This is a genomic window from Streptomyces sp. PA03-1a (assembly GCF_033792805.1).
Taxonomy (GTDB): Bacteria; Actinomycetota; Actinomycetes; order Streptomycetales; family Streptomycetaceae; genus Actinacidiphila.
The window spans coordinates 1-17,541 of sequence record NZ_JARAVO010000105.1; the positions used below are offsets into that span (position 1 = coordinate 1).

At 72.2% G+C, this 17,541-nt stretch carries 17 protein-coding genes; 2 read left to right on the forward strand and 15 right to left on the reverse strand.

What is annotated here, in order from left to right; translation table 11 throughout:
• Positions 1 to 38: 38 nt before the first annotated feature.
• Positions 39 to 611: a bifunctional pyr operon transcriptional regulator/uracil phosphoribosyltransferase PyrR gene (gene pyrR, locus PV341_RS23385; RefSeq protein WP_500324416.1), complete on the reverse strand. Its 573-nt coding sequence runs from the start codon at positions 609 to 611 to the stop codon at positions 39 to 41.
• Positions 612 to 909: 298 nt separating this feature from the next.
• Here pyrR and bldD point away from each other — a divergent pair, with 298 nt between their 5' ends.
• On the forward strand, positions 910 to 1,410 hold the full coding sequence (bldD, locus tag PV341_RS23390) for a transcriptional regulator BldD (protein WP_018564185.1): 501 nt from the start codon (positions 910 to 912) through the stop codon (positions 1,408 to 1,410).
• A gap of 175 nt (positions 1,411 to 1,585) precedes the next feature.
• Here bldD and nusB read toward each other — a convergent pair whose 3' ends face one another.
• The 13 genes from nusB to PV341_RS23455 all read right to left on the reverse strand — a co-directional run bounded on the left by nusB (position 1,586) and on the right by PV341_RS23455 (position 14,376).
• Positions 1,586 to 2,014, reverse strand: a complete 429-nt coding sequence (gene nusB, locus PV341_RS23395; protein WP_499510773.1) for a transcription antitermination factor NusB — start codon at positions 2,012 to 2,014, stop codon at positions 1,586 to 1,588.
• A gap of 2 nt (positions 2,015 to 2,016) precedes the next feature.
• Complete coding sequence (gene efp, locus PV341_RS23400; RefSeq protein WP_499510774.1) at positions 2,017 to 2,583, reverse strand: elongation factor P; 567 nt, start codon at positions 2,581 to 2,583, stop codon at positions 2,017 to 2,019.
• A gap of 54 nt (positions 2,584 to 2,637) precedes the next feature.
• On the reverse strand, positions 2,638 to 3,747 hold the full coding sequence (locus tag PV341_RS23405; protein WP_500358908.1) for a M24 family metallopeptidase: 1,110 nt from the start codon (positions 3,745 to 3,747) through the stop codon (positions 2,638 to 2,640).
• A gap of 57 nt (positions 3,748 to 3,804) precedes the next feature.
• Positions 3,805 to 4,554: an AAA family ATPase gene (locus PV341_RS23410; protein ID WP_500324418.1), complete on the reverse strand. Its 750-nt coding sequence runs from the start codon at positions 4,552 to 4,554 to the stop codon at positions 3,805 to 3,807.
• 135 nt (positions 4,555 to 4,689) lie between these two features.
• Positions 4,690 to 5,793 carry a 3-dehydroquinate synthase gene (gene aroB / locus PV341_RS23415; protein ID WP_500324419.1) on the reverse strand — a complete coding sequence of 368 codons (1,104 nt, stop codon included), beginning with the start codon at positions 5,791 to 5,793 and terminating at the stop codon, positions 4,690 to 4,692.
• The gene (locus PV341_RS23420; RefSeq protein ID WP_500324420.1) at positions 5,790 to 6,305 is read right to left on the reverse strand and encodes a shikimate kinase; all 516 of its coding nucleotides are present in this window, start codon (positions 6,303 to 6,305) and stop codon (positions 5,790 to 5,792) included. The genes aroB and PV341_RS23420 overlap by 4 nt, the downstream gene beginning before the upstream one ends.
• Positions 6,302 to 7,486 (reverse strand): chorismate synthase, encoded by a 1,185-nt coding sequence (gene aroC, locus PV341_RS23425; RefSeq protein WP_500324421.1) that lies wholly within the window; start codon positions 7,484 to 7,486, stop codon positions 6,302 to 6,304. The genes PV341_RS23420 and aroC overlap by 4 nt, the downstream gene beginning before the upstream one ends.
• A gap of 141 nt (positions 7,487 to 7,627) precedes the next feature.
• The gene (locus PV341_RS23430; RefSeq protein WP_500324422.1) at positions 7,628 to 8,461 is read right to left on the reverse strand and encodes a shikimate dehydrogenase; all 834 of its coding nucleotides are present in this window, start codon (positions 8,459 to 8,461) and stop codon (positions 7,628 to 7,630) included.
• A gap of 203 nt (positions 8,462 to 8,664) precedes the next feature.
• The gene (gene mltG, locus PV341_RS23435) at positions 8,665 to 10,380 is read right to left on the reverse strand and encodes an endolytic transglycosylase MltG (RefSeq protein ID WP_500358909.1); all 1,716 of its coding nucleotides are present in this window, start codon (positions 10,378 to 10,380) and stop codon (positions 8,665 to 8,667) included.
• A gap of 135 nt (positions 10,381 to 10,515) precedes the next feature.
• The gene (gene ruvX, locus PV341_RS23440) at positions 10,516 to 10,980 is read right to left on the reverse strand and encodes a Holliday junction resolvase RuvX (protein ID WP_499510782.1); all 465 of its coding nucleotides are present in this window, start codon (positions 10,978 to 10,980) and stop codon (positions 10,516 to 10,518) included.
• An 8-nt stretch (positions 10,981 to 10,988) separates the two neighbouring features.
• The gene (gene alaS / locus PV341_RS23445; RefSeq protein WP_500324424.1) at positions 10,989 to 13,658 is read right to left on the reverse strand and encodes an alanine--tRNA ligase; all 2,670 of its coding nucleotides are present in this window, start codon (positions 13,656 to 13,658) and stop codon (positions 10,989 to 10,991) included.
• Positions 13,658 to 13,948, reverse strand: a complete 291-nt coding sequence (locus tag PV341_RS23450) for a DUF6167 family protein (protein ID WP_500324425.1) — start codon at positions 13,946 to 13,948, stop codon at positions 13,658 to 13,660. Before PV341_RS23450 ends, alaS begins: the two co-directional genes overlap by 1 nt.
• Before the next feature lie 5 nt (positions 13,949 to 13,953).
• Positions 13,954 to 14,376 carry a DUF948 domain-containing protein gene (locus PV341_RS23455; protein ID WP_450385979.1) on the reverse strand — a complete coding sequence of 141 codons (423 nt, stop codon included), beginning with the start codon at positions 14,374 to 14,376 and terminating at the stop codon, positions 13,954 to 13,956.
• A 172-nt stretch (positions 14,377 to 14,548) separates the two neighbouring features.
• Here PV341_RS23455 and PV341_RS23460 point away from each other — a divergent pair, with 172 nt between their 5' ends.
• Positions 14,549 to 16,696: an ATP-binding protein gene (locus PV341_RS23460; RefSeq protein WP_500324426.1), complete on the forward strand. Its 2,148-nt coding sequence runs from the start codon at positions 14,549 to 14,551 to the stop codon at positions 16,694 to 16,696.
• A 98-nt stretch (positions 16,697 to 16,794) separates the two neighbouring features.
• Here PV341_RS23460 and rpsD read toward each other — a convergent pair whose 3' ends face one another.
• Positions 16,795 to 17,406, reverse strand: a complete 612-nt coding sequence (gene rpsD, locus PV341_RS23465; protein ID WP_018564200.1) for a 30S ribosomal protein S4 — start codon at positions 17,404 to 17,406, stop codon at positions 16,795 to 16,797.
• Between the last annotated feature and the right edge of the window lie 135 nt (positions 17,407 to 17,541).

The window sequence follows — 17,541 nt, forward strand, 5'->3', positions numbered from 1 at the left end:
GCCGCGGGCCCGCCCCGGGAGCCGGGGCGGGCCCGCGGCTACTCGTCCGCCGGGGAGCCGTCGCGTACGCCGAGCAGGACGCAGTCGCGCCCGTCCTCCTCGGTCAGGTGGACCTTGACGGTCTCGCGCAGCGAGGTGGGGATGTTCTTGCCGACGTAGTCGGCCCTGATGGGCAGCTCGCGGTGGCCGCGGTCGACCAGGACGGCCAGCTGCACGGCGCGGGGGCGGCCGATGTCGCCCAGCGCGTCGAGGGCGGCGCGGATCGTGCGGCCGGAGAAGAGCACGTCGTCGACGAGGACGACCAGCCGGCCGTCCACCCCGTCGGCCGGGATCTCGGTGCGGGCGAGCGCGCGCGCCGGGCCGAGCCGCAGGTCGTCGCGGTACATGGTGATGTCGAGCGAGCCGACCGGGGTCTTGCCGCCGGTGATGCCGTCGAGTTTGTCGGCGAGCCTGCGGGCCAGATGGACCCCGCGGGTGGGGATGCCGAGGAGAACCACGTCGTCCGCGCCCTTGGCGCGTTCGACGATCTCGTGCGCGATGCGGGTCAGCACCCGCGCGATGTCCGGGGCCTCGAGGACGGGCCGGACCGGATCGGAACCGATGACGGTCATGGAAAAGGGACCTCCTTCCCCGCCTCACTGGACGGGCCTTAAAGGACGCCAAAACGTACGGGTCAACCGTATCAGGCACCCTGGCGTGCTCCCTGGCGGGGCCTGGCGGCCGCCTGGCGCGGCTCTCGGGGCGGGTCCGCCACCCGTACCACGATCGACTGCAGATCCCGGCCGAAAGGCCGTTGACCGGCCATTCCTCGCTCTTCCGGGGGACCGGTGTGGACCATTCGGCTTGACGGATTCCAATTACGCTGCGTAACCTCACAGTGAGTTACTGAGTTTCCGTCCGGGGAGCCATATGTCCAGCGATTACGCCAAGCAGCTCGGAGCGAAGCTCCGCGCCATCCGCACACAGCAGGGACTCTCCCTCCACGGTGTCGAGGAGAAGTCCCAGGGCCGCTGGAAGGCCGTGGTGGTCGGTTCCTACGAGCGCGGCGACCGCGCCGTGACCGTGCAGCGCCTCGCCGAGCTCGCCGACTTCTACGGCGTTCCGGTCCAGGAGCTGCTGCCCGGTTCCGCGCCCGGCGGTGCCGCCGAGCCGCCGCCGAAGCTCGTCCTCGACCTCGAGCGACTGAGCCAGGTGCCGTCCGACAAGGCCGGTCCGCTGCAGCGCTACGCCGCGACCATCCAGAGCCAGCGCGGCGACTACAACGGCAAGGTGCTGTCGATCCGCCAGGACGACCTGCGCACCCTCGCCGTCATCTACGACCAGTCGCCCTCGGTCCTGACCGAGCAGCTGATCAGCTGGGGCGTCCTCGACGCGGACGCACGGCGCGCGGTGCAGCACGAGGAGGGCTGACGCCCTCGGGAAGCAGAAACGTCCCGCCCCTTGGGCGCGGCCGCCAGGCCGCGTCCGAGGGGCGGTTGTGTTTGCCCTCCCGTCGCCCGCCCCGGCACGGCGTGCAAGGCGCCGGCCGGGCACGCCACGGGCCCGGAACGCGCGGCGTTCCGGGCCCGGTGGGCGGTGTCGGGGGCTAGTCCTCCCGGAGGCTGGGCTTCAGCTCCTTGAGACGGGCCAGCAGGCCGTTCACGAACGAGGGCGACTCCTCGGTGGAGAACTCCTTGGCCAGCTGCACGGCCTCGTCCAGGACGACGGCGTCGGGGACGTCGTCCTCCCAGATCAGCTCGTAGGCGCCGAGCCGCAGGATGTTCCGGTCGGTCACCGGCATCCGGTCGAGGGTCCAGCCCACGGCGTGCTTCGACAGCAGTTCGTCGATGCGCCTCGCCCGTTCGGCGTAGCCCTCGATGAGCTGCATCGTGTATTCGCTGACCGGCGGCTGCCGGTCGTCGGTCCGGGCGAGCCTGATCCAGTCCGCCATGGCGGTCTTGGGGCTGACACCCCGCTGCTCCGCCTCGAAGAGGATCTGGAAGGCGCGCTTGCGGGCCTTGTTACGAGCAGCCACGGTTAGCTGGTCACCCGGCCGAGGTACTCACCCGAGCGGGTGTCGACCTTGATCTTCTCACCGGTGGTGATGAAGAGCGGGACGCCGATCTCGTAGCCGGTCTCCAGCTTGGCGGGCTTGGTGCCCCCGGTGGAGCGGTCGCCCTGGACGCCGGGCTCGGTGTACTCGATGACCAGCTCGACGGCGGCCGGGAGCTCGATGTAGAGCGGGGAGCCCTCGTACATGGCGACGACGGCCTCGAAGCCCTCCAGGAGGAAGTGGGCGGCGTCGCCGACGACCTCGGGGGTGATGTAGATCTGGTCGTACGTGTCCATGTCCATGAACACGAAGCTCTCGCCGTCCTTGTAGGAGAACTGCATCCCGCGCTTGTCGACGTTGGCCGTCTCGACCTTCACGCCGGCGTTGAAGGTCTTGTCGACGACCTTTCCGGAGAGCACGTTCTTGAGCTTCGTACGGACGAAGGCGGGGCCCTTGCCGGGCTTGACGTGCTGGAACTCGACGACGGACCAGAGCTGGCCGCCGTCGAGCTTGAGCACGAGGCCGTTCTTGAGGTCGTTCGTGGTGGCCACGGTTGCGGAATCTCCTGCACTGCTGCTTCGGGGACCCGGAGCCGCGGCCGCCCTCTACAGGGCGAGCAGCTCCTTGGTCGTGATGGTGAGTAGCTCGGGCCCGCCGTCCGTCGGTGGACGCACGACGAGTGTGTCGTCGATGCGGACACCGCCACGGCCCGGGATGTGGACTCCCGGTTCGACGGTGACCGGCACGCAAGCGTCCAGTTTACCCATGGCCGAGGGGGACAACCGCGGGTCCTCGCCGATCTCCAGTCCGACGCCGTGTCCGGTGGACTCCCCCAGGGCCTCGCCGTGGCCCCCGGACTCCAGTACGTGGCGTGCGGCGTGGTCCACGTCGCGGCAGGCGGCGCCGGGTGCGAGGGCCTCGCGGCCGGCCCGCTGGGCCGCGAAGACCAGGTCGTACAGCTCGATCTGCCAGTCCGCGGGCGAGGTGCCGATGACGAAGGTGCGCCCCACCTCACAGCGGTAGCCGCGGTAGCAGGCGCCCAGGCACACGGTGAGGAAGTCGCCCTCCTCGACCCGCCGGTCGGTGGGCAGATGGCGCGCCGCACCCGAATGGGGGCCGGTGCCCACGCAGGTGGGGAAGGCCGGGCCGTCGGCGCCGTGGTCGATGAGGCGGCGCTCCAGCTCCAGGGCGAGGTGGCGTTCGGTGCGGCCCACCAGGATCGACTCCAGGAGTTCGCTGAGCGCCTGGTCGGCGATCTCGGCGGCGATCCGCAACGCGGAGATCTCCTGCTCGTCCTTGACCAGGCGGAGCTGCTCCACGGCCGAGCCGAGGTCGGACAGGCTCACGCCCGGCGCGGCGCTGCCGACGGCGCGGTGCCGCGCGACGGTGAGGTGGTGCTCCTCGACCGCCAGGGCCTCCGCCTTGCGGTCCGCGGCCAGCGCGGCGGCGGTGACCGCCGGGTCGCCGTCGGGGCCGGACAGGACGACGGCCCGCACGTCGTCCGGGAGCCGGCCCTCGGCCAGGTCGCCGGACGGGTGACGGTGGTGGACCAGCACGTCCTCGGGACCCGGCCCCACGAGCAGCACGGTCCCCGGCGGGGCGCAGCCCGTCAGGTAGCGGACGTTGGCGGGACGCGAGACGAGCGCCGCCGCCGATCCGGCCGCCGCGCAACGGTCCCGGAGGCGTTCCCTGCGGGCAGCGTGCACCTCGGACATGTGGCGAGCGTACGTCGCGGGCCGCCGGTCGGCCTGTCGAGAGCCGCCGGGCGGTGGCTACCAGGCGGGCGGGCCCTGGAGGCTGCGGGTGACGACGCTGTCGAGCGCGGCGGCGGCCGCGGCGACGTCCAGGTGGGAGTTGTCGATGATCGGCAGCCCCGAGCCGTACCAGCCGGCCATGCGGCCGTGGATGCGGGCGACCTCCTCGTCCGACAGGCGCCGGTTGCCGCTGCGCTGGGCGTTGCGGGCCAGCACGATGTCGAGGCCGGGGAGGAGGACGACGGGTAGCAGACCGGGCCCCACGTGCCGCTTCCAGCCGCCGAGGCCGACGACCGGGCGGTCGGGGAAGACCGCGTCGTCGATGATGCAGGAGATGCCGTTCGCCAGGAAGTTGCGGGCCGCGAAGCCGCAGGTGCGGCGGGCGAGGCGGTACTGCGCCTCGGAGTGGTCGTTCCAGCCGGACTGCGGGTCGGCGAAGCCGGAGCGGACCCACTCGCGGACGTCGTCCAGGCTGATGTGGGCGGTCGGTACGCCCCGGTGGTCGGCCCAGTGCCGGGCGATGGTCGTCTTGCCCGCGCCGGCCGCGCCGATCAGCAGGACAGCGACGGGGCCGTGCGTGGTGCCCGTGAACGGAGCGCCGCCGCCGGCCGCGGGCTGCGGGGGCGGCTGGACCGGGTGCTGGACGGGGGCTCCCTGGGCCATCGGGAAGTGGCCGGTGGTGCCCGGGGGCTGCGGCGGCGGCCCTGGCTGCCCGGCCTGCTGCCCACCGTGCGGCGGTGGCAGCGGCGCACCCACGGCATGCTGCATCGAGGCCACTCCGTCCGTACAAGAGCTTTCAGGTTCGACCGAACGGTACCGTCAACGGCCGCAGTTGTGTGAACGGCCGGGCAGCCCACGGGGTGCCCGGCCGTTCGGGATCCGCCGTCCCGTGCGCGTGCGGGCCTACTTGGAGATCTCCGCGTAGGCGGCGAGGAGCACCCCGGGGTCGGGGGCCTCCAGGACGGTCGGCTTGGCGAGGCCGTCCAGCACGATGAAGCGCAACCGGTCGGCGCGCGACTTCTTGTCCACCTTCATCGTCTCCAGCAGCCGCGGCCACTGGTCTCCGCGGTAGGTCAGCGGCAGGCCGACGGACTCCAGCACGGAGCGGTGACGGTCGGCGGTGGCGTCGTCCAGACGGCCGGCCAGGCGGCCGAGTTCGGCGGCGAACACCATGCCGATGGAGACGGCGGCGCCGTGCCGCCAGTTGTAGCGCTCGTTCTTCTCGATGGCGTGGCCGAGGGTGTGGCCGTAGTTGAGGATCTCGCGCAGGCCCGACTCCTTGAGGTCCGCGGAGACCACCTCGGCCTTGACGCGGATGGCGCGCTCGAGGAGCTCCGCGGTGTGCGGGCCCTCGGGGCCGCGGGCGGCGGCCGGGTCCTGCTCGATCAGGTCCAGGATCACGGGGTCGGCGATGAAGCCGGCCTTGATGATCTCGGCGAGACCGCTGACGTAGTCGTTGACCGGCAGCGACTCCAGCGCCGCGAGGTCGCAGAGCACCCCGGCGGGCGGGTGGAAGGCGCCGACGAGGTTCTTGCCCTCGGCGGTGTTGATGCCCGTCTTGCCGCCGACCGCGGCGTCCACCATGCCGAGCACGGTGGTCGGCACGGCGACCCAGCGGACCCCGCGCAGCCACGTCGCCGCGACGAACCCGGCGAGGTCGGTGGTGGCACCGCCGCCGACGCCGACGATGACATCCGTACGGGTGAATCCCGACTGCCCGAGCGCCCGCCAGCAGTACGCCGCGACCTCGGTGGTCTTGGCCTCCTCGGCGTTGGGCACCTGGATGGCGACGGCCTCGTAGCCCTGCTCCGCCAGGTCCTCGCGCAGCGCCTGGCCGGTGGCCTCCAGGGCCTCGGGGTGGATGACGGCGACCCGCACCGCCTTGTCGCCGATCAGGCCCGGCAGCTCGCCGAGCAGCTGCCGGCCGACCAGCACCTCGTACGGCTCGGTGCCCGCACTGCCCCCGACCTGGATGCGGATGGGGGTGTGGGCGGCGTGCTCCGTCATGCGTTCTTCAGCTCCAGTGCGTCCAGGACGGCGTCCGCGACGTCCTCGGGGGTCCGGCCCTCCGTGCTGACCACGGCGCGGGCGACCTCGGTGTACAGCGGGCGGCGGGCTTCCATCAGCTCGCGCCACTGCCGCCGCGGGTTGACGGCGAGCAGGGGGCGGGCGGCGTCGAGGCCGACGCGCTTGACGGCTTCGGCGACGTCCATGTCGAGGAAGACCACGGGCAGCCCGGCGAGCAGTTTGCGGGTGTCCTCGTCGAGGATCGAGCCGCCGCCGAGCGCGAGCACGCCCTGGTGCTCGGCGAGCGCGACGCGGACGGCCCCGGCCTCCAGGGCGCGGAAGTGCTCCTCGCCGTCCTCGACGAAGATGTCCGCGATCGGACGGCCCTCGGCCTCGACGATGTCGGCGTCGGTGTCGCGGCAGGTCGTGCCCAGCCGCAGGGCGAGCAGCTCGCCGACGGTGCTCTTGCCGACCCCCATCGGGCCGACCAGGACGACGACGGGGCCGCTCATCGGATCACCAGGTTGTCGAGGTAGCCGCGCACGTTGCGACGGGTCTCGGTGACGCTGTCGCCGCCGAACTTCTCCGCGACCGCGTCGGCCAGGACCAGGGCGACCATCGCCTCGGCGACGATGCCCGCGGCCGGGACGGCACAGACGTCGGAACGCTGGTGGTGGGCCTGGGTGGCCTCGCCGGTGTTCACGTCCACGGTGGCCAGCGCACGCGGCACGGTGGCGATGGGCTTCATCGCGGCCCGCACCCGCAGCAGCTCGCCGGTGCTCAGGCCGCCCTCGGTGCCGCCGGAACGGCCCGTGGAGCGGCGGATGCCGTCCTGCGTGGCGACGATCTCGTCGTGCGCCTTGGAGCCGGGGACGCGGGCGAGCTCGAAGCCGTCGCCGACCTCGACGCCCTTGATGGCCTGGATGCCCATGAGGGCGGCGGCCAGCCGGGCGTCCAGCCGGCGGTCCCAGTGCACGTGACTGCCGAGGCCGACGGGCACGCCGTAGGCGAGCACCTCGACGACGCCGCCGAGCGTGTCGCCGTCCTTGTGGGCCTGGTCGATCTCGGCGACCATCCGCTTGCTGGCGTCGGCGTCCAGGCAGCGCACGGGGTCGGCGTCGAGCCTGTCGACGTCGGCGGGGGTGGGGTACACGCCGTACGGGGCCTTGGCCGAGGCGAGCTCCACCACGTGGGAGACGATCTCGATGCCCGCCGTCTCCTTGAGGTAGGAGCGGGCCACGGCGCCGAGTGCGACACGGGCCGCGGTCTCGCGGGCGGAGGCGCGCTCCAGGATCGGCCGGGCCTCGTCGAAGCCGTACTTCTGCATGCCGGCGAGGTCGGCGTGGCCGGGGCGGGGCCGGGTCAGCGGGGCGTTGCGGGCGAGCCCGGCGAGGACCTCGGGGTCGACCGGGTCGGCCGCCATGACCTGCTCCCACTTGGGCCACTCGGTGTTCCCCACCATGACCGCGACCGGGGAGCCCAGGGTGAGCCCGTGGCGCACGCCGCCGAGGAAGGTGACCTGGTCCTGCTCGAACTTCATACGGGCACCGCGGCCGTAGCCGAGCCGCCGCCGCGCGAGGTGGTCCGCCACCATCTCGGTGGTGATCGGCACACCGGAGGGCAGACCCTCCAGCGTCGCGACGAGTGCGGGGCCGTGCGACTCCCCCGCGGTCAGCCAGCGCAACCTGCTCAACGGTGCTCGCTCCTTCATCATCGCCCGGACCGCGGCGAGGCGGACCGGACCATCCGTGCGTAAACCGATCCTTTCACGTCCCGCGGCGAAGGCGGGGCGCGGTCCGCTGGGCGGACAGCGCCGTGGACACCTCCGGACCGGTCAGGGGCGGTGCAGCGCCGCCTCGCCGGCCGCCCGCATGGCCGCCAGGGGGGCCGGCTTGCGGCCGGTCATCAGCTCCACCTGCAGCACCGCCTGGTGCACCAGCAGGTCGAGTCCGCCGACGACGGCCCCGCCCCGCTCCGCCCAGGCCGACGCCAAGGTGGTGGGCCAGGGGTCGTACAGCACGTCGAAGAGCGTGCCGGGACGCTCGGGCACGGCGGCGGCGAGCGCGTCGGCGGTGCCGGCCGGCGTCGTGGAGATCACCAGGGGCGCGGCCAGGGCCTGCTCGGCGTCCTCCCAGGCGGCCGTCCGCACGGCCACACCGAGCCGCTCGCCCCACTGCCGCATCTCGCCGGCGCGGGTGTCGCTGCGCACGTACGCGGTGACCTCGCCGTCGCAGATCTGCGCCAGCGCGGCCAGCGCGGACGAGGCGGTCGCCCCGGCGCCGAGCACGGCGGCGGAGCCGACACGTCCGACGCCGCGCTCGTGCAGGGCCGCCACCATCCCGGGGATGTCGGTGTTGTCGCCCAGCCGGCGTCCGTCCTCGGTGAGCACCAGCGTGTTCACGGCCTCGACGGCCGAGGCGGTGGCGCTGACCTCGTCCAGCAGCGGGATGACCGCCCGCTTGAGCGGCATGGTCAGCGACAGCCCGGCCCAGCGTCCACCGCCGGGCAGTTCGCCCAGCCGGGCCAGGAAACCGGGCAGCGCGGCCTCGTCGACCTCGAAGCGGTCGTACGTCCAGTCGGCCAGCCCCAGTTCCGCGTAGGCGGCGCGGTGCAGCACCGGGGAGAGGGAGTGCGTGATCGGCGTTCCGAGGACCGCTGCCCTAGGCACGCGCGGCCCCCCGCGGGCTCTTCGTCATGGGCTGGTCCCCTCGGCTGCGTGGTGTCCGTCGATCCGGGCCGCCCCCGTCCGGCCGGCGGAGGGGACGCCCGGTCGAGTCTAGGGCCTCAAGATCCGCCCGGTCCGGGCGGCGCTCGGGACGGCAGCGGGGCGCCGCACGGGGGACGTTCTCCGTGCGGCGCCCCGGCGGCGGCTCAGCCGTTGTGCTTCTTGTCGAACTCCTTGGCGAGCTTGTCGTGCTCCGCGAGCGTCTCCGTGAACTTGGTCGTGTGCCCGTCGAGGGAGATGAAGTAGTACCACTTGCCCGGTTCGGGATCCATGGCCGCGGCCAGCGCCTTCGCTCCGGGGTTGCCGATCGGCCCCGGCGGGAGCCCCCGGTAGTAGTACGTGTTGTAGGCGTCGTCGTAGGTACGGAGCTCCTTGAGCGAGAGGTTGATCTCGCTCTGGTTCTTCAGGTAGTTGTACGTCGAGTCGAACTCGAGCTTGCCGTTGGTCTCGGTGTTGGTCGGCTTGAGGCGGTTGTAGACGACCCGCGACATCTTCCGGAAGTCCTCGTCCGACTTGCCCTCGGCCTGCACCAGGCTGGCCAGGGTGACGACCTGCAGCGGTGACTCCAGCCCCAGTTTCTCGGCCTTCGCCTCCACGTCGTACTTGGTGTACTGCTTCTTGGCGTTGGTGACCATGCTGCGCAGCAGGTCGGCGGGCTTGGTGTCCTTGCCGACGCTGTAGCGGCTCGGCCAGAGGAAGCCCTCCAGCGGATCCTTGATGTCCTTGTTGTCATCAGCCCAGTCGGGCAGCCCGAGCTTGCCGACCTGGTCCTCGGCGACCTTGGCGGTGGCGCCCTTGTCGAGCCCCAGTTTGGCGTCGATGATCGCGTAGATCTGCACGTCGCGCAGGCCCTCGGCGATGACCAGGACGTTCTGCGACTTCGGGTCGAGCATCATCGTGACGGCGCTGGACGCGGCCATCTCCTTGTGCAGGACGTAGACGCCCGCCTGGATGGAGTTGCCCTTGGGGTCCTTGCTGACGGCCGCGGTGAAGGCGTCGACGCTCTTGACCACGCCGGCCTTCTTGAGGATGTTGCCGATCTGGATGCCGCTCGCGCCCTGCGGTACCTCGACCTGGACCTCGCCGCTGCCCTGCCCGGCGAAGTCCGGGGGCGGACCGAAGTTGCTCTGGTAGTAGCGGTAGCCGAACCAGCCGGCCCCTGCGATGCCGCCGCCGAGGACGACCAGCACGACCAGGCACGCCATGCCGGAGCGGCGCTTCTTGCCGCCCTGCCCGGTCTTGCCGCCCCTGCCCGCGCGGCCGCGCCGGTCGTTGCGGCCCGGCTGCGGCTCGTCGTCCTCGTCGTCGTCCGCGCCGGAGAAGAAGGAGTGGTCGTCGGCGGCGCCCCCCTCGTCGTCCCAGAGCGGGGCTTCCTGCTCGGCCGGCCGGGAGCGCTGCGGCCGCTGCGGCTGCTGCGGCTGCTGCTGAGGCTGCTGTTGCGGGGGCTGCTGCTGGTACTGGGGCTGCTGCTCCGGGTAGCGCTGGTCGGGCCGCTGCGGGGGCGGGTAGCCGCCCTGCCCGTAGTAGTCGGGCTGCTGCTGACCGCCGTACCCGTCCTGGCCGTAGCCGGCCGGGGCGCCCCAGGAGTCGTACTGCTGCTGCGGGTCGTACGGGTACTGCTGCTGCTGCTGCTGACCGGTGTCGCCGTAGGGGTCCCAACCGCCCTGCTGCGGGTACTGAGGGTGCTGCTGCTGGTTCTGCGGGTGCTGCTGGTACTGGGAATACTGCTGGTGCTGCTGGTGCTGCTGGTGCTGCTGGTGCTGGTGTTGCTGCGGGTGCTGCTGCTGTCCCCATTGGTCACCGAAGAGAGGGTCTTCGGGGTGCCATGCTTCGGAGCCCGGGCTCCGGCCATAGTCAGTCATCGATCCCCTACGGTTCGGTTCGCGAGGCGGCAGCCGGCCGGCGCTTGTGGCGCGGGCGGGAGGGTCCCGACCCGTCGGCACCCACGGATCAGACTGTGGAGCCGCCGTGCTGCGCGGAACGTTACCGTACCGCGATCAGATAAACGGTTCGACGCTCTCGCCCGGCTCTTTACCAGACACCCGTTCGGTCTCGAGGGCGCTCTGGAGGATGACCACGGCCGCCGCCTGGTCGACGACGGAACGTCCCTTCTTGGCCTTGACGCCCGATGCGCGCAGGCCCTGGGTGGCCGTGACGGTGGTCATCCGCTCGTCAACGAGGCGCACCGGAACGGGGGAGATGATCTTCGCCACATCCTGGGCGAACTCGCGGGCCTTGGCCGCGGCCGGCCCCTCCCGCCCGCTGAGCGAGCGGGGCAGGCCGACCAGGACCTCGATCGGCTCGTACTCCTCGATGATCTGCGCGATGCGCCGGCGCGCGGCCGGGACGTCCCGGCCGGGCACCGTCTCGACGGGTGTGGCGATCAGCCCGTCGGGGTCGCACGAGGCGACCCCGATGCGGGCGTCCCCGACGTCGATCGCGATCCTGCGACCCCTGCGCATCGACGACCTCAGGCAGTCTCGGCGACGAGGCGCTGCACGGCGGCGATGGCCTCGCCGACCGCGTCCGCGTTCTGGCCGCCGCCCTGGGCGACGTCCGGCTTGCCGCCACCGCCGCCGCCGAGGGTCTTGGCGGCGGTGCGGACCAGCTCGCCGGCCTTCAGACCGCGTTCACGGGCCGCCTCGTTGGTGGCGATGACGGTCAGCGGGCGGTCGCCCGCGACGGTGAACAGGGCCACGACAGCGGCGCGGCCGCCGCTGATCCGCTGGCGGACGTCCAGGACGAGCTTGCGCAGGTCGTCGGCGCCGGTGCCGTCCGGCACCTGGCCGGTGACCAGGGCCACACCCTTGACGTCCTGGGCGGAGGCGGCGAGCCCGGCGGCGGCCTGCAGGACCTTCTCGGCGCGGAAGCGCTCGATCTCCTTCTCGGCCTCCTTGAGCTTGGCGAGCATGCCGGAGATCTTCTCAGGGAGCTCCTCCGGACGGCCCTTGACCAGCTGCTGGAGCTGAGCCACGACCGTGTGCTCGCGGGCGAGGAAGTTGTACGCGTCCACGCCGACCAGGGCCTCGACCCGGCGCACGCCGGAGCCGATCGAGGACTCGCCGAGCAGCTTGACCAGGCCCAGCTGGGCGGTGTTGTGGACGTGCGTGCCGCCGCAGAGCTCCTTGGAGTAGTCGCCGATGGTCACCACGCGCACCCGCTCGCCGTACTTCTCGCCGAACTCGGCGATGGCGCCGGCCTTCTTGGCCTCGTCGATGCTCATGATCTCGGCGGTGACGTCGAGTTCGCGGGAGAGCACGGCGTTGATCTTCTGCTCGACGTCGGTCAGCACGCTGCCCGGCACGGCGGCCGGCGAGCCGAAGTCGAAGCGGAAGCGGCCCGGGGAGTTCTCCGAACCGGCCTGGGCGGCGGTGGGACCGAGCGCGTCGCGCAGCGCCTGGTGGGTGAGGTGGGTGGCGCTGTGGGCGCGGGCGATGGCGCGGCGGCGGCCGAGGTCGATCTTGCCGAACGCGGCGGAGCCGACGGTCACCTCGCCGACCTGGACGCTGCCCTTGTGCACGGTGACGCCGGGCACGGGCTGCTGCACGTCGCGCACCTCGATGACGGCGCCCGACTCGGTGCGGATGCGGCCGGTGTCGGCAAGCTGGCCGCCGCCCTCGGCGTAGAAGGGGGTGCGGTCGAGGATGACCTCGACCTCGTCGCCCTCGTTGGCGGCCGGCGAGGGCACACCGTCGACCAGCAGGCCGACGACACTGGCCTCGCCCTCGTTGTCGGTGTACCCGGTGAAGACGGTGCTCCCGGCCGTGTCGGCGATGGAGCGGTACGCCGACATGTCGACATGACCGCTCTTCTTCACCAGGGCGTCGGCCTTGGCGCGGTCCCGCTGCTCCTTCATCAGGCGGCGGAAGCCGTCCTCGTCCACCGACAGGCCCTGCTCGGCGGCCATTTCGAGGGTGAGGTCGATCGGGAAGCCCCAGGTGTCGTGGAGCAGGAAGGCCTTGTCGCCGGAGAGCACACCGGAACCGGCGGACTTGGCCTCGGTGACGGCGGTGTCCAGCACATTGGTGCCGGCCTTCAGCGTCTTGAGGAAGCGGGTCTCCTCGGCGAGGGCGACCGTCTCGATGCGCTTGCGGTCCTCGACGAGCTCCGGGTACTGCTGGCCCATCGTCTTGATGACGGTGTCGACGAGTTCGCCGACGACGGCGTCCGTGGCGCCGAGCAGCCGCATGTTGCGGATGGCGCGGCGCATGATGCGGCGCAGCACGTAGCCGCGGCCCTCGTTGCCGGGGGTGACTCCGTCGCCGATCAGCATGACGGAGGTGCGCATGTGGTCGGCGACCACGCGCAGCGAGACGTCGGAGTCGTGCGCGGCGCCGTAGGCGACGCCGGTGAGCTCGGTGGCCTTGTCGATGACCGCGCGCAGGGTGTCGGTCTCGTACATGTTCTGCACGTCCTGCAGGATCATGGCGAGACGCTCGAGACCGAGACCGGTGTCGATGTTCTGGGCGGGCAGGTCGCCGAGGATCGGGAACTCCTCCTTGCCGGTCCCCTCCCCGCGCTCGTACTGCATGAAGACCAGGTTCCAGATCTCCACGTACCGCTCGTCGTTGACGGCCGGGCCGCCCTCGACGCCGAACTCGGGGCCGCGGTCGTAGTTGATCTCGGAGCACGGCCCGCAGGGGCCGGGGACGCCCATGGACCAGAAGTTGTCCTTCATGCCCAGACGCTGGATGCGCTCGGCGGGCACGCCCACGACCTCGCGCCAGATCTGCTCGGCCTCGTCGTCGTCCTTGTAGACGGTGATCCACAGCCGCTCGGGGTCGAGACCGTAACCGCCGTCCGCCACGGGAGAGGTGAGCAGCTCCCAGGCGAACTTGATGGCGCCTTCCTTGAAGTAGTCGCCGAACGAGAAGTTGCCGCACATCTGGAAGAAGGTGCCGTGGCGGGTGGTCTTGCCGACCTCTTCGATGTCGGGCGTGCGGACGCACTTCTGCACGCTGGTGGCGCGCGGGAAGGGCGGCTTGACCTCACCCAGGAAGTAGGGCTTGAACGGGACCATGCCCGCGGGCACCAGAAGGAGCGTGGGGTCGTCGGCGATGAGCGACGCCGACGGCACGACGGTGTGCCCGCGCTCTTCGAAGAAACGCAGCCAGCGGCGGCGGATTTCTGCCGACTCCATCAGTGTTCGTCCTTCCGGTGGTGGTACGCGATCTCCGGCCGCTGGGCCGGCATGTCGAGGTCGGGGGCCGTACGGCCCAGCTGGTCGTTGAGCTGTTCCTCGCGCTCGGTCATCCCGGCGCGGACGTCCTGCGCGAACGTGCGCAGCCGGTCCCCGGCCTCGAGGGCCTTGTCGGCCGCCTTCGCCGCGAGGCTCTCAGGGGTCAGGCTGCGGATCTTGCGATGGACCTTGTTGGTGGCCCACACCCCGGCGGCGGCACCGGCGGTGAACCAGAAGGCACGGCGGAACATGCAGGTCAGCCCCTTGACTTACGGCTGCGGGCGGACGGAAGCGTCCGGCCGACGACCACGGTGCGCTTCTTGGCGGCGCCCTTGGCCTGGAGGGTGACCGCGCGCCGCACGCCGTAGCCGAAGGCCGCGACCTTCACGAGGGGGCCTCCGAAGGTGGAGGCGACGGTCGTGGACAGGGCGGAGGCGTTCGCGGTCACCTCGGCGACGTCGGAGGTGATGGTGTCCACGCGGGCCAGCTGGGCGTGGGCGGAACGGACCGCCTCGGAGGCCTCGCCGAGCAGCGGCACGGCCTGGTCGGTCACCTCCGCCACGAGGCGGGTGGCCTGACGGAGCGCCTGCGCGAGCCGCACGAGTGCCACGGCGAGGAACGACACCAGGATCGCCCAGAAGACGGCCACGATGAGGCCGGCCACCTCTCCACCGGACACGCTGCCACTCCCTCGGATCCACCGCGCCAACCAGGTACCGATCAGGTACCGACCTTATCGCGACGGGCAGCACGCTCCGTACCGCATTGCGGGCCGGGGCCGCCCGCCACCGGCCCGGGCGAGGGGGCCCGGACTGTACGTTCCGCTTATTTGACGATACCCTCCGTGACCCATGCGCCATGAGACGACGCCCGGCAACCTGCCGTGCGAGCTGAACCACTTCGTCGGCCGGCGGCGCGAGCTCGACGACGTGGCCCGCCTGCTGGAGCGGGCCCGGATGGTGACGGTGACCGGCGTGGGCGGGGTCGGCAAGACCCGGCTCGCGCTGCGCGCGGCGGCCGGGCTGCGCGCCGGGTTCGCCGACGGGGTCTGGCTGGCCGAGCTGGGGGCCGTACGGGATCCGGGACTGGTGGACCACGCCGTGGCGGACGCGCTCGGCCTCACCGACCACACCACGCGCGGTCCCCGGGCCGCGCTCGGTGCTTTCCTGGCCCGCCGCGAGCTGCTGCTCGTCCTGGACTGCTGCGAACCGCAGGTGGAGGCGGCGGCGGAGCTGGCCGAGGCGATGCTGCGGCGGGCACCGGGACTGCGGTTGCTGGCCACCAGCCGGCAGCCGCTGGGGGTGGCCGGCGAGCACATCGTGGCGCTGGAGCCGCTGGGCGACGCCGACGAGGCGGTGGAGCTGTTCGCCGACCGGGCGGCCGCGGTGCTGCCGGGCTTCACCGTGGACGGGGGCAACCGGGCCGAGGTGGAGGAGCTCTGCCGCCACCTGGACGGCATCCCGCTGGCGCTGGAACTGGCGGCGGGCCGCGTGCGGGCACTGTCGGTGCGGCAGATCACCGGGCGGCTGGACGACCGCTTCCGGCTGCTCACCCGGCGCGGCGGCACGGGCGGTCCCGAACGGCACCGCGCGCTGCGCACCACCATCGGGTGGAGCCACGAGCTGTGCACCCCGCGCGAACGGCTGCTGTGGGCACGGCTGTCGGTGTTCGCCGGGGACTTCGACCTCGACGCGGCCGAGTACGTGTGCGCGGGCGGCGAGGTGACCGCCGACACGATGGTGGACCTGCTGGCGGACCTGGTGGACAAGTCGGTGGTGCTGCGCCGCGAGGACGCGGGCGTGGTGCGCTACCTGCTGCTGGACACCGTGCGCGAGTACGGGCTGGGCTGGCTGCGCGAGCTGGGCGAGGAACGGCGGCTGCGGACCCGGCACCGCGACTGGTACCTGGGGTTCGCCACCTGGGGCGAGATGGAGTGGTTCGGCGCGCGGCAGGAGGAGATCTCGGCCGGCACCGAGCGGGAGCTGGCCAACCTGCGGGCCGCGCTGGAGTTCTCCCTGGAGGTCCCCGAGGAGCTGCGGACCGGGCAGTATCTGGCGGCGAGCCTGTGGTTCTTCTGGGTCGGCTGCGGCCGGCTCGCCGAGGGCAGGTACTGGCTGGAGCGCGCGCTGGCGGCCGACCACGAGCCCACGGGTCAGCGCGCCAAGGCGCTGTGGGTGTGCGGTTACGTCTCGATCCTCCAGGGCGACGGCACCGCGGCGCTGGGCATGCTGTACGAGTGCCGGGAGCAGGCACTGGCCACCGGCGACGCGACGGCGGTGGCGTACGCGGTCCACCGCATGGGGTGCGGGGCGCTGCTCAGCGACGACCTGCCGCGCGCCAAGGCGCTGTTCGAGGAGGCGCTGGGGCACTACCGGACGCTGGGCGAGCTCAACAGCAACGTCATCATGGCCGAGGTCGAGCTGGCGATGGCGGTGGCCTTCGAGGGGGACCTGGAGGGCGGGATCGAGCTCTGCGAGCACATCCGCGAGGTCTGCGAGGACCACGGGGAGCGCTGGGCGCTGGCGTACGCGCTCTACACGCGGGCGGTCATCGCCTGGTGGCAGGACGACCCCGTGCTCGCCGCCGAACTGGCGGCCGAGTGCGTGCGGATCAACCACACCTTCCGCGACATGGTGGGCATCGTGCTCGGCATCGAGCTGCTCGCGCTGCTGCGGGTCCCGGGGGACGCCCGGGAGGCGGCGGTGCTGCAGGGCGCGGCGGGCGGCATCTGGCGGCTCGTCGGGCTGCCGGTGTTCGGCTCGCGCCACTTCGGCATCCCCCACCAGCGCTGCGAGGAACTGGCCCGCGCCGAGCTGGGCCGGGTCGGCTACGAGGGGGCGTACGCCGAGGGGGGCGTCCTCGACCTCGACGCGGCCGTCGCCCGGGCCCTGACCGGGCTGCCCCCGACACGCACCGGCCCGCGTCCGCCCCGCGGTCCCGTGCCACCCGCCGATTCGCTGCCCGCGGGCGCGCCGCTCGGCCGGTCCGCCCAGGACTGACCGGGGCGAGCAGGGTCGCCCCGGGCACGCGAAAGCCCCGGCGCCCCGCCGGAAGGGCGGGGCGCCGGGGCTGACGTGCGTGCCGGGTGGGGCAGGCGTCAGCGAGCGTAGTACTCGACGACGAGCTGCTCGTCGCAGATCACGGGGACCTCACGACGGTTCGGCAGACGGTCCAGGCGGAAGGCCAGCGCCTGCAGGTTGACCTGCAGGTACTTCGGGGTCTCGCCCTCGCCGGCCCAGCCGCCCTCACGGGCGACCTGGAACGGGGTCTTGGCGCGGGAGCGCTCGCGGACCATCACGACGTCGTCGGGGGTGACGCGGAACGACGGCTTGTCGACCTTGTGGCCGTTGACCTCGATGTGGCCGTGGACGACCATCTGGCGGGCCTGGTAGATCGTGCGGGCCAGGCCGGCGCGCAGGACGAGGGCGTCCAGGCGGCGCTCGAGCTCGACGATCAGGGCCTCGCCGGTCTTGCCGCTGACCTTGCGGGCGCGGTCGTAGGCACGGGCCATCTGGCGCTCGGAGATGTCGTACTGCGCGCGCAGCCGCTGCTTCTCCAGCAGTCGGACCTTGTAGTCACTGTTCTGCTTGCGGCCACGGCCGTGCTCGCCCGGCGGGTAGGGACGGGCCTCGAAGTACTTGACGGCCTTCGGCGTCAGGGCGATGCCGAGGGCACGCGACTTCTTGACCTTGGGACGCGACTGGTTCACGTTTCCCAGACCTCCATGTAAGTTAGGTAAGGCTTACCTTAGCGAAGGAGATCGTATGTCTCGCCCTGGGAACACCACGCGCATCACGGACGGAATGGACGCCACGCAGGGCGCCGCCGACGCCACGGCGGGCGC

Excerpts from the sequence above, each read along its gene's own strand:
- PV341_RS23460 (WP_500324426.1), top strand. The coding sequence starts at position 14,549 with ATGCGCCATGAGACGACGCCCGGCAACCTGCCGTGCGAGCTGAACCAC.
- mltG (WP_500358909.1), bottom strand. The coding sequence starts at position 10,380 with ATGACTGACTATGGCCGGAGCCCGGGCTCCGAAGCATGGCACCCCGAA.
- PV341_RS23450 (WP_500324425.1), bottom strand. The coding sequence starts at position 13,948 with ATGTTCCGCCGTGCCTTCTGGTTCACCGCCGGTGCCGCCGCCGGGGTG.
- PV341_RS23410 (WP_500324418.1), bottom strand. The coding sequence starts at position 4,554 with ATGCAGCATGCCGTGGGTGCGCCGCTGCCACCGCCGCACGGTGGGCAG.
- pyrR (WP_500324416.1), bottom strand. The coding sequence starts at position 611 with ATGACCGTCATCGGTTCCGATCCGGTCCGGCCCGTCCTCGAGGCCCCG.
- aroB (WP_500324419.1), bottom strand. The coding sequence starts at position 5,793 with ATGACGGAGCACGCCGCCCACACCCCCATCCGCATCCAGGTCGGGGGC.
- ruvX (WP_499510782.1), bottom strand. The coding sequence starts at position 10,980 with ATGCGCAGGGGTCGCAGGATCGCGATCGACGTCGGGGACGCCCGCATC.
- PV341_RS23420 (WP_500324420.1), bottom strand. The coding sequence starts at position 6,305 with ATGAGCGGCCCCGTCGTCGTCCTGGTCGGCCCGATGGGGGTCGGCAAG.
- alaS (WP_500324424.1), bottom strand. The coding sequence starts at position 13,658 with ATGGAGTCGGCAGAAATCCGCCGCCGCTGGCTGCGTTTCTTCGAAGAG.
- PV341_RS23405 (WP_500358908.1), bottom strand. The coding sequence starts at position 3,747 with ATGTCCGAGGTGCACGCTGCCCGCAGGGAACGCCTCCGGGACCGTTGC.
- bldD (WP_018564185.1), top strand. The coding sequence starts at position 910 with ATGTCCAGCGATTACGCCAAGCAGCTCGGAGCGAAGCTCCGCGCCATC.